General features: G+C 62.5%; 11 protein-coding genes. 8 read left to right on the top strand and 3 right to left on the bottom strand.

The window, feature by feature from the left end:
• On the top strand, nucleotides 1-602 hold a 602-nt coding region (locus ACYP01_RS24670), incomplete at its 5' end, for a phosphatidate cytidylyltransferase (protein WP_459682916.1).
• Between the two features lie 6 nt (nucleotides 603-608).
• The gene (locus ACYP01_RS24665) at nucleotides 609-1,337 is read left to right on the top strand and encodes a class I SAM-dependent methyltransferase (protein ID WP_125050863.1); all 729 of its coding nucleotides are present in this window, start codon (nucleotides 609-611) and stop codon (nucleotides 1,335-1,337) included.
• Nucleotides 1,338-1,415: 78 nt separating this feature from the next.
• On the opposite strand, the gene ACYP01_RS24660 is transcribed toward ACYP01_RS24665, so the two are convergent.
• A complete protein-coding gene (locus ACYP01_RS24660; protein WP_073512296.1) occupies nucleotides 1,416-2,258 on the bottom strand; it encodes an HpcH/HpaI aldolase/citrate lyase family protein in 843 nt (280 codons plus the stop codon).
• A gap of 95 nt (nucleotides 2,259-2,353) precedes the next feature.
• A complete protein-coding gene (locus ACYP01_RS24655; protein WP_020969349.1) occupies nucleotides 2,354-2,764 on the bottom strand; it encodes a LapA family protein in 411 nt (136 codons plus the stop codon).
• Nucleotides 2,765-2,866: 102 nt separating this feature from the next.
• On the opposite strand from ACYP01_RS24655, the gene rlmN reads away from it, so the two are divergent.
• Nucleotides 2,867-3,976, top strand: a complete 1,110-nt coding sequence (gene rlmN / locus ACYP01_RS24650) for a dual-specificity RNA methyltransferase RlmN (RefSeq protein WP_003942816.1) — start codon at nucleotides 2,867-2,869, stop codon at nucleotides 3,974-3,976.
• 77 nt (nucleotides 3,977-4,053) lie between these two features.
• Here rlmN and ACYP01_RS24645 read toward each other — a convergent pair whose 3' ends face one another.
• Nucleotides 4,054-4,323, bottom strand: a complete 270-nt coding sequence (locus tag ACYP01_RS24645) for a DUF2631 domain-containing protein (protein WP_003942762.1) — start codon at nucleotides 4,321-4,323, stop codon at nucleotides 4,054-4,056.
• Between the two features lie 120 nt (nucleotides 4,324-4,443).
• Between ACYP01_RS24645 and dxr the strand changes: the two genes are divergently transcribed.
• The 5 genes from dxr (at nucleotide 4,444) to ACYP01_RS24620 (ending at nucleotide 10,897) form a co-directional block, all read left to right on the top strand.
• Entirely contained in the window at nucleotides 4,444-5,601 is a 1,158-nt protein-coding gene (dxr, locus tag ACYP01_RS24640; protein ID WP_003942815.1) for a 1-deoxy-D-xylulose-5-phosphate reductoisomerase, read from the top strand.
• A gap of 7 nt (nucleotides 5,602-5,608) precedes the next feature.
• The gene (locus tag ACYP01_RS24635; RefSeq protein WP_459682912.1) at nucleotides 5,609-6,820 is read left to right on the top strand and encodes a M50 family metallopeptidase; all 1,212 of its coding nucleotides are present in this window, start codon (nucleotides 5,609-5,611) and stop codon (nucleotides 6,818-6,820) included.
• A gap of 87 nt (nucleotides 6,821-6,907) precedes the next feature.
• Nucleotides 6,908-8,065: a flavodoxin-dependent (E)-4-hydroxy-3-methylbut-2-enyl-diphosphate synthase gene (gene ispG, locus ACYP01_RS24630; protein ID WP_007734888.1), complete on the top strand. Its 1,158-nt coding sequence runs from the start codon at nucleotides 6,908-6,910 to the stop codon at nucleotides 8,063-8,065.
• A gap of 111 nt (nucleotides 8,066-8,176) precedes the next feature.
• Nucleotides 8,177-9,013, top strand: a complete 837-nt coding sequence (locus ACYP01_RS24625; protein ID WP_003942692.1) for a GNAT family N-acetyltransferase — start codon at nucleotides 8,177-8,179, stop codon at nucleotides 9,011-9,013.
• Nucleotides 9,014-9,082: 69 nt separating this feature from the next.
• On the top strand, nucleotides 9,083-10,897 hold the full coding sequence (locus ACYP01_RS24620) for a penicillin-binding transpeptidase domain-containing protein (protein ID WP_209448602.1): 1,815 nt from the start codon (nucleotides 9,083-9,085) through the stop codon (nucleotides 10,895-10,897).

Below are 10,897 nucleotides of genomic sequence, written 5' to 3'. Positions count from 1 at the left end.
GGCTCGGCTGGCCGTGGGGACCGGTCGGGGTGCTCAGCGGATTCACCGCGACCGTTCTGGTGTGCATGGTGTGGCGGTTGTTCGACCACGGGCTCAAAGCGACCCCGAAGAACTTCCTGCGAGACACCTCCATCACGGTGTTCGTTCTGGCGTGGATCCCGCTGTTGGCGTCATTCGGTGCGTTGATGGTGCTCGAAGACGACGGCCCCGGTCGCGTCTTCGTCTTGATGATCGGTGTCGTGTGCTCCGACATCGGCGGCTACGCGGCTGGAGTGCTGTTCGGGAAGCACCCGATGGTGCCGGCTGTGAGCCCGAAGAAGTCCTGGGAAGGATTCGTCGGCTCCCTCATTTTCTGCGTCATCGGCAGTCTGCTTTCGGTGACGTTGATCCTCGACGCGAATTCGATGATCGGCGTCCTGCTCGGTGTCGTCCTGGTGGTAGTCGCGACGGTCGGCGACCTGATCGAATCGCAGATCAAGCGTGAACTCGGCATCAAGGACATGGGAACCTTGCTTCCCGGTCACGGCGGAATCATGGACCGCCTGGATTCACTCCTGCCGTCGGCATTTGTCACCTGGCTGATTCTGTACGCACTCGTCTGATTTCTCGTGCGTGATTTCTTCTCCGGCCGATCCAAGCCGATCCCCAGTCCGAACATCTGGCATTGGCCGGACGTGTACGAAATCGAGAACCGCGCGCAGGACGTCGACGGTTCCCTCTGGGCTGCGATGCGAGCCCGGGTCGACTGGTCTGGACGCGATGTCGTCGATGTCGGCTGTGGGGCAGGGTTCCATCTACCGGAGTTCGCTCGTACTGCCCGTCGTGTTGTCGGAGTGGAGCCGCATGCACCGCTGGTGAAGGCCGCGCGGGAACGAACCCGCGATTCGGCGTCGATCGACGTAGTCCAGGGTTCAGCAGAGTCCACGGGTCTGGTGGATGCTTCAGTCGATCTCGTTCATGCCCGTACGGCGTACTTTTTCGGCAAAGGCTGCGGCCCGGGAATTCGTGAGGCCATGCGCATCCTGAGGCCAGGGGGAGCCCTGCTGATCGTGGATCTCGATGTGAGCGCCGGCCCGTACGGAGAGTGGATGAGGGCGGATCTGCCCAAATACGATCCCGCGGCGGTCGAAGGATTCTTCGAGGCTCAAGGGTTCTCGCTCACGCGCGTCGACACCCGGTGGGAGTTCGAGAATCGAGACGATATGCGGCGGGTACTCGGAATCGAGTTCACCGAGAAGACTGCCGAGCGTGCGTTCTCGCAAGTAACGGGATTGGGCTTCACGGTGCGATACCGGATCCATGTTCGGTCCAAACCACGATCACTCGAACTTGCGTGAAGGCGGCTCAAAAGACGAACGTCAGGCGCTCCAACTTGAGCGCCTGACGTTTTCTGCACCGATTCAGTAGTAAAAAAATCAGTGATCGGTGGGGATGTGGAACAGGGTGGCGAGCTTGTGAATCTTCTTCGCCTTGGCGAGCTTGGGCAAGTCGCTGCCGTCGCGCACGCGTGAGCCATCTTCGCCGAGATCGTCGATGACATTCTGAGCCCAGATCGCGTCGGCCACGGACGGACTCAGTCCTGCGTTGACGGGGGCAGTCTGCGCGGTGGTCATGCAGAGTTTGCCGGCCATGCCGAGTGACAAGGTGATCGCACAGTCTCGGGCGAGCAGATCCAGATCGGGGCCGAGCGTGGGACCGTCGATCGGCGGAGCGATGCGTGCCGCGCGGCTGGCGATGGTGAGCCGCGAACGCGGGTACGACATCGACGTGGGGGAGTCGTCCATCCCAGTGTCGCGCCGGAAGTCGCCGCTGCCGAATGCGAGACGGAAGATGCCGTCAGTGCGTGCGATCTCGGGCGCAGCCTCGAGTCCCACCGCGGATTCGACGAGAGCAAGAATCTTGGTGCCGTCGGGAAGTCGCTCGGCCGTGGCGTCGGCCTGCTGACCGCTTTCGGTCTTTGCGAGCATGACACCCTCGAGTCCGGGGAGGCCCGCGAGTACGGCCAGATCCTCTTCCCAGAACGGTGTCGTGGCGTCGTTGATCCGAACCCAGGCGTGATTGTGTTCGCTCAGGAATGCGGCGACATCGCGGCGGGCAGCTGGTTTGTCGGGTGCGGTGACGGCATCCTCGAGGTCGAGAATGACGGCGTCGGCCGCACTCGCGAGTGCGGCGTCGAAGGTGTCCGGTTTGGACGCGGGGACGAGGAGCCAGGATCTTGCCTGCTGCGGGGCAATTCGCGAGGTCACAGGTCTCTCCATGTGAGTAGTCACATCAGGGCCTTTCCGGTGATTTCCACGACATCAATGATGCCTGCTGGCCCATCGATCGACCCAATTGCGTAACTAGATTTCAGTCACATCTGCCGCTTCGCTGCGCGCCGGATCTGAATGATGCGAACGCCACCTGCCAACGCCATGATCAACGCGCCCGCGATGGCGGAAAGCAGGATCGTGATTCCGAGCGGAAAGTCGATCTGCCAGGCGAGGATCTTGACGGAGACGCTCTCGAGGTTCTGCAGGATGAACACCAGCAGTAAGATCAGCACAATTGCGCCTATGACCAGGCCAACCCAGGTCGTCGCAGCCCTGGTTCGGTCGGTGACCGACGTTCCGGTCGGCACCGGTTCAGGCGTCGGTGTCGGTTCCGGATCGTGTTTTTCCACTGCCTTGTCCTCGCCCACCTTCGGAAGTTCCGGATCGGGACCGAAACCGTCGGCGGGGCCGTACACGGGGGAGTTCGACGGATCCTCTGGTGTGGTTGACATGACATGATCATCACGCAACCTGCGCAAAGTTGCACGGGTAATCCGGCCACAATCGGGTGGCAGTGGGGTAGCACCCCAAAACAATGGGACAATGGTGTAACTATGGCTGCCTCTCTTCCCCTCGTTTTCACTGCACCCAAGCGCGGAATGCCTCCACGGCACCTCGCCGATCTCGATTCCGCCGAGCGCAAAGAAGCGGTGAAAGAGCTCGGCCTTCCGGCTTTCCGGGCTGATCAGCTGGCGCGTCAGTACTACGCGCGGCTCGAAGCCGATCCGGAGAAGATGACCGATCTTCCCGCATCGGTGCGCGAGAAGGTGGGGGAGTCGCTGTTCCCGACCTTGTTGACCCCGATCAAGCACCTCGCGTGCGATTCGGGCGACACTCGCAAGACCCTGTGGAAGGCACATGACGGAACGCTGCTCGAAAGCGTCCTGATGCGTTATCCCGATCGGGCGACACTCTGTATCTCGAGTCAGGCGGGCTGCGGAATGGCCTGCCCGTTCTGTGCGACGGGTCAGGGCGGCCTCGACCGCAACCTCTCGACCGCCGAGATCGTCGATCAGGTTCGCGAGGCAGCGGCCGCCATGCGCGACGGCGAAGTCGCCGGCGGCCCCGGACGCCTCTCGAACGTCGTGTTCATGGGTATGGGCGAGCCTTTGGCGAACTACAAGCGCGTGGTGGCAGCGGTACGACGCATCACCTCGCCCGCACCCGACGGGCTCGGCCTGTCTCAGCGGTCCGTCACGGTCTCGACCGTCGGCCTCGCTCCCGCTATCCGCAAGCTCGCTGACGAAGGCCTGAGCGTCACGCTGGCGGTATCGCTGCACACACCGGACGACGAACTGCGCGACACACTTGTGCCGGTCAACAATCGCTGGTCAGTGTCGGAGGTACTTCAGGCTGCCCGGTACTACGCAGACAAGACCGGTCGCCGTGTGTCCATCGAGTACGCGATGATCAAGAACGTCAACGATCAGCCGTGGCGCGCGGACATGCTGGGCAAGAAGCTGAAGAAAGCACTCGGCGGGTTGGTGCACGTCAACCTGATTCCGCTCAACCCGACTCCGGGTAGCGAGTGGGACGCGAGCCCCAAGGACGTCGAGCGTGAGTTCGTGCGTCGGGTCATCGCCCAGGGCGTCTCGTGCACGGTGCGCGATACGCGCGGTCAGGAAATCGCCGCAGCCTGTGGCCAGCTGGCAGCCGAGAACTGAAACGTTCCAGGCCTGAACACGTAAAGAGAAGGCCTCCACGAACTTTCGTTCGTGGAGGCCTTCTCTTTGTCAGGTCTCTAGCGCGGGCGGCGACGGATCACGATGTCGCGGACCAGAATGAAGATCATCAATCCGGCGGTGCCGATGAGCCACAGATCCTCGACCTTGCCGTGATGGTTTCCGATCATCATCAGAAGCAGGAATATTGCGAAGAACCATCCGAGGAAACGGAAAAACTTGAGTCCTTCACCACTCCACCCCCATGCGGCAGAGGGAACCTCGGCCTCATCGACGTGCGAGACCACGACGGGGGCGCTGGACTTGACGTCCAACTGGGTATCGGCCACGGTCGATCCTCCTGCTCATTCGGTTGCACTACTGCCCAATATGGTGACATACGACTGCCTGTCGTACGTAGTTGGGCGTCGATAAGGTTGTTCTCAGGTGTTATCAGGAACAATGGGCGAGTGCAGGAAACCACACGTACCCGCGTCCTCCTCCTCGGCAGTACCGGTTCGATCGGTACCCAAGCGCTGGAGGTCATCGCTGCCAACCCCGACCGTTTCGAAGTAGTCGGTCTTGCAGCGGGCGGCAACAACGTCGAGTTGTTGGCCGAACAGATTCGTGCAACCGGCGTCACGGACGTCGCAGTCGCCGATCCTGCAGCGGCATCGGCGCTGGAATCGGTAACCGCCCGTTCGGGACCGAGCGCCGTGACAGAACTGGTTCGGGACAGCGGTGCCGATGTTGTCCTCAATGCGCTCGTCGGTTCTTTGGGACTCGAACCGACACTGGCGGCTTTGAACTCGGGAGCGCGCCTGGCGCTGGCGAACAAGGAATCGCTTGTCGCCGGCGGAGCGCTGGTGACGAAAGCCGCCGCCCCCGGTCAGATCGTGCCGGTCGACTCGGAGCATTCGGCGCTTGCCCAGTGCCTACGTGGTGGAACAGGCGACGAGGTGGCCCGGTTGGTTCTCACCGCTTCGGGTGGGCCGTTCCGTGGCTGGAGCGCCGAGGATCTCGAAAGTGTGAATCCGGCTCAGGCAGGTGCGCACCCCACCTGGTCGATGGGCCCCATGAACACCCTCAACTCGGCAACTCTGGTCAACAAGGGCCTCGAGTTGATCGAGACGAACCTGCTGTTCGGGATCGACTACGACCGCATCGACGTCACCGTGCATCCGCAGTCGATCGTGCACTCCATGGTGACCTTCTTCGACGGATCGACGCTGGCACAGGCGAGTCCACCGGACATGAAGCTCCCGATTGCTCTCGCTCTCGGCTGGCCGGACCGCATCGAAGGTGCGGCGTCGGCATGCGACTTCACCACCGCCTCCACCTGGGAATTCGAGCCGCTCGATTCGTCGGTGTTCCCCGCCGTCGATCTGGCGCGAAGCGCAGGCAAATCCGGAGGTTGCTTCACCGCGATCTACAACGCGGCCAACGAAGTGGCGGCTCAGGCATTCCTCGACGGTGTCATTTCCTTCCCGGCGATCGTCCGCACGGTGGCTGCTGTTCTCGACGATGCAGGTCAATGGTCCGCAGAACCGGTTACCGTGGACGACGTTCTGGCCGCAGACGGCTGGGCACGCACACGAGCGCGTCAGCTCGTGAAGCAGGAGGGCTAGAGCTTTCATGGTTTTTGCACTGGGCGTAGTGCTGTTTGCCCTCGGCATCGGCGTGTCCATCGCCCTGCACGAAGCCGGTCACATGTGGACGGCCAAGGCTTTGGGAATGAAGGTTCGCCGCTACTACATCGGCTTCGGACCGAAGATCTTCTCGTTCCGTCGAGGTGAGACCGAGTACGGCCTCAAGGCGCTGCCGCTGGGCGGATTCTGCGACATCGCGGGCATGACGGCCCTCGACGAGATGACGCCTGAAGAAGAGCCGCACGCGATGTACAAGAAGGCGGCGTGGAAGCGCGTCGTCGTCATGTCCGGCGGTATCGCGATGAACTTCGTTCTCGGGTTCCTCCTGATCTACGCATTGCTTCTCGGCTGGGGCCGAACTGAGCCCGCTCAGCCAGTGGTCCAAGAGGTCACGTGTGTGGCCCCCGATCAGCTGGGCCAGGACGGCAACTTCGAGCTGACAGAGTGCTCGGGTGGGGGCCCCGCGGGAGATGCGGGCCTGCAATCGGGAGATCGGATCACCGCAGTCGACGGAAAGTCGACGAGCACCTTCCCTGAGGTGGCAGCAGCTATTCGAGGTGTGGATGGTCCGATCGTGTTGTCGGTTGATCGCGACGGAGAGGCCTTGTCGATCACGGTCGTGCCCGAACGAGTCCAGCGATATGTGAACTCGGCCAGTGGCGTTCCCGTGAAGCAGGAAGTATCCGCTGTCGGAATCGGTGGACCGGGCTCGGCGCTGGTCGAGTACAACGCTCTCACGGCTGTTCCGGCAGCCTTCGACTACACCGGCCAGATCATGGTCGACTCGGTGAAGGCGTTGGCTGACATTCCTTCGAAGGTGGGGTCTCTGTGGGAGTCGATCACGGGCGGCGAACGCGCCCAGGACACACCGATCAGCGTGGTCGGTGCCAGCGTGATCGGTGGCGAGGCCGCAGATCGAGCCGAGTGGCCGATGTTCGTCGGACTGCTCGCATCGATCAACTTCTTCCTCGGTGTTTTCAACATCTTGCCGCTGTTGCCGCTCGACGGCGGTCACATCGCGGTGGTCTTCTACGAGAAGATCCGTGATTGGTTCCGCGCCCGCCGAGGCTTGATTCCCGGCGGCCCGGTCGACTACACGCGACTCCTTCCGATTACTTACGTATTCATCGTGATCGGTGGCGCGTTCATGTTGCTGACACTCACGGCTGACATCGTCAATCCGATCAAGATCTTCTGACCGTGTGAGAAGGGTGACGGCTGCCGCGCGGTAGTGCGGCGATCGCCCGGCTAAACTTGCAGTGAAGCTATGAAAGAAGGCACAGACGTGACCATCCCTATCGGACTGGGAATGCCCTCGGCACCCGCAGCGATTCTTGCTCCTCGACGCAAGACACGGCAGCTGCAGGTCGGCACGGTAGGTGTGGGCAGCGATTTCCCCATCTCGGTGCAGTCCATGTGCACCACGAAGACGCACGACGTCAATGCAACGCTGCAGCAGATCGCGGAACTGACCGCGTCCGGTTGCGACATCGTTCGTGTCGCTTGCCCGCGTCAGGAAGACGCGGACGCGTTGTCGATCATTGCGAAGAAGAGCCAGATCCCGGTTATCGCTGACATCCACTTCCAGCCGCGCTACATCTTTGCGGCAATCGATGCGGGATGCGCTGCGGTGCGCGTCAATCCGGGCAACATCAAGGAATTCGACGGCCGTGTCAAAGAGGTGGCCAAGGCTGCCGGTGACGCAGGCATTCCGATCCGTATCGGTGTCAACGCGGGATCGCTCGATCCTCGGTTGATGGAGAAGTACGGCAAGGCGACGCCCGAAGCGTTGGTCGAGTCCGCGCTGTGGGAGGCCGGGTTGTTCGAAGAGCACGGCTTCGGTGACATCAAGATCTCCGTCAAGCACAACGATCCGGTGATCATGGTCGAGGCTTACCGCCAACTCGCCGCCAAATGCGATTACCCGTTGCACCTCGGCGTCACGGAGGCAGGGCCGGCGTTTCAGGGCACGATCAAGTCCGCGGTCGCCTTCGGTGCGCTGCTCGCGGAGGGTATCGGCGACACGATCCGGGTTTCGCTCTCGGCCCCGCCGGCCGAGGAAATCAAGGTCGGTAACCAGATTCTGCAGTCTCTGAACCTGCGTCCCCGCAAGCTCGAGATCGTCTCATGCCCCTCGTGTGGCCGTGCACAGGTCGATGTCTACACACTTGCCGACGAGGTCTCCGCCGGCCTCGAAGGCATGGAGATCCCGCTGCGCGTGGCAGTCATGGGTTGCGTCGTGAACGGACCGGGCGAAGCGCGTGAGGCCGACCTCGGTGTGGCGTCCGGCAACGGCAAGGGCCAGATCTTCGTCAAGGGCAAGGTCATCAAGACGGTGCCCGAGGCGCAGATCGTCGAGACGTTGATCGAAGAGGCGATGAAAATTGCCGAAAGCATGGAGGGTGACGCCTCGGAGGGTGCGCCGGTCGTCACCGTGAGTTGAGTGATTGCCGGATGAATCTTCCCCGTCGGTGTCAGGTTCGTGGCAATCTGAGTGCATCATGATCGGGTAGTGATATTCGTGGACGCGCAGTCGAGTCGAGGGGGTTGACGGATGCTCAAACTCCTCGGAGCCAAGCAGGTCGGAAGTCGAGATCTCGAAGACGTCCGACGGGTACTCGACGCCGATCCGGTGGCGGCCTGCATGATTGCCGCGCGCGTCGAAGAATGCGGCGTCGACCCACGAATGATTCACGGCGAGCTGTGGAGTCGAGGCGGGCCGTTGTCCTCACTGTGCTTTGCCGGGGCGAACCTGGTTCCGCTTCGAGGCGATCCGGATGACATTCGGGCATTCGCCGACCGTGCCTGTCGGATTCCGCGCATGTGCTCGTCGGTGGTCGGCCGCGCCGAATTGGCGTTGCCGCTGTGGGAGATGCTCGAGCTCGACTGGGGAACTGCGCGGGAGGTTCGCCCCGAACAGCCGTTGCTCGCGGTTTCCGAGCCGCTGGCGTGCCCGTCGGATCCACTGGTCCGGCAGGTTCGCTCGGACGAACTCGAGATCTATCTGCCTGCCGCGATCGCGATGTTCATCGAAGAGGTCGGAGTCGACCCGCGTGCCAACGACGGTGGGCGCGGATACCGGCACCGTGTCGCTAGCCTGATCGCCGCTGGTCGAGCGTGGGCGCACATCGAGGACGGCCAGGTCGTTTTCAAGGCGGAGGTCGGTTCGATGTCTGCTCGCTGTGGCCAGATCCAGGGTGTGTGGGTCAACCCGGAATTTCGTGGGCAGGGCTTCGGCGTGACCGGTACAGCGGCTGTAGCGGAGTCGATCATGGCGACCGGTCGCATTGCGAGCCTGTACGTCAACAGCTTCAATACGATTGCGCGGTCGACCTATTCGCGGGTGGGGTTCCGACAGGTCGCGACCTTCTCGACGGTGCTGCTCGACTGACCGTACAAGCTGCGTGCAATGGTCGCGCCTACGCTGGGTGGAGCATTTGTCGCCCTACTATGGGGCTCGATGAACACTCGGCATTTCTCTCGTAGTCGCTCGGCCCAACTGTTGGCCTCCTGCACCGTGATTTTCTTGGCGGTGGGGATCAGTTCGTGTACTCCGAAACCCGCCGGCCCCGAGCCCGTCGCGCAGCAGTTCCTGAGTGCGTTCGGTGACAGGGATATCGACGAGGCAGCAAAACTGACGGACCGGCCTGATTCCGCGGGTCCTGTATTGAGTGACACCTGGGATGCGCTCCAGGCCGAGTCGATGACTGCCGAGACCACGTCGGTGAAGATGAACGGTGACACTGCGACGGTCGGCTACACCTACGAGTGGCACCTTCCGAAAGACCGCGTGTGGACGTACGACGGCGAGCTGCAGATGGGACGCAAGGACGGCGACTGGTCCGTCCGGTGGAGTTCGACGGACGTTCACCCGCGCCTCGGTGACAAGCAGACGATGTCGTTGCGGGCAACCGCGGCGCCGCGAGCGCGGGTCAACGAGCATTCGGGCACGGATGTCCTGGTGCCGGGAATTGTCTACCGAGTGAAGTTCGATCGCTCCAAGAGCAACGACATCATCGGTTCCGCGAACAGTCTCGCAAGTGTTCTCGGTCGGTTCGATTCTTCGCTGACGGGTCAATCGATCGCCGAATCCTCGACGGCCGTCAAGGGCGACTATCTGGTGACCCGCCTGCGCAGTGACGACTACGACCAGGTATCGGCGCAACTGGGAGCCATCTCGGGAGTATCTGTCTCGGACGAATCGGATCTCATCTCGACGGACCCGGAGTTCGCGCCCGACCTTCTCGGGCAGATCAAGAAGACGATCATCGACGAGGTCGACGGCAAAGCCGGCTGGAGTGTCGTCACGGTCAACCAGAACGGCGTCGACACCGATGTGCTGACCGAGACTGCGCCGCAACCTGTTCCGTCGTTCAGTATCAGTTTGGATCGCAACATTCAGATCGCTGCTCAGCGTGCCGTGAACGTGAACAAGGATCAGGCGATGATGGTGGTCATCGAACCGTCGAGTGGGGCGATCCTGGCTGTCGCACAGAACAAGGCAGCAGACCGCGACGGACCGGTCGCGACGATGGGTCAGTACCCGCCCGGTTCGACGTTCAAGATCATCACGGCAGGCGCCGCAATTTCGACCGGTCAGGCGACCCCCGACACGATGGTGCCATGTCCTGGCCGGATCGAGATCGGTGAGCGCAGCGTCCCCAACTACAACGAGTTCTCACTCGGCACGGTGCCGATGGCAACGGCCTTCGCGCGTTCGTGCAACACGTCCTTCGCCAAGCTGGCCAGCGAGATGCAACCAGACACGTTGACCACTGCCGCAGCGCAGTTCGGCATCGGCCAGGACTACAACGTGGTGGGATTGCCGATCGATTCCGGTTCGGTGCCGCCGGCGTCGGACCTGGTGCAGCGGACCGAAGACGGGTTCGGTCAGGGAAAGGTCGTGGTCAGTCCGTTCGGAATGGCGATGGCAGCGGCGACGGTCGCGAACGGTTCGACTCCGGTGCCGCAACTGATTTCAGGGCGCGAAACCACCATCGACGGTGAGCGCCCGGCGATCTCGCCCGCCATGGTCGACGGCCTGCGCGGCATGATGCGACTCGTGGTCACCAGCGGTACTGCAGAACGCGTCGAAGATCAGGGTGAGGTGTACGGCAAGACCGGTGAAGCCGAGGTCGAAGGGGGATCGCACGCGTGGTTCGTCGGCTATCGCGGGAACCTGGCCTTCGCGACTCTGGTTGTGCGGGGCGGAAGTTCGGACAACGCCGTCGCAGTCACCCGTGACATGCTCACCGCCCTGCCTGAAGGCTACTGA

It is taken from the genome of Rhodococcus sp. no. 34 (assembly GCF_054589475.1).
This window is presented reverse-complemented; position numbering and strand designations above follow the sequence as displayed.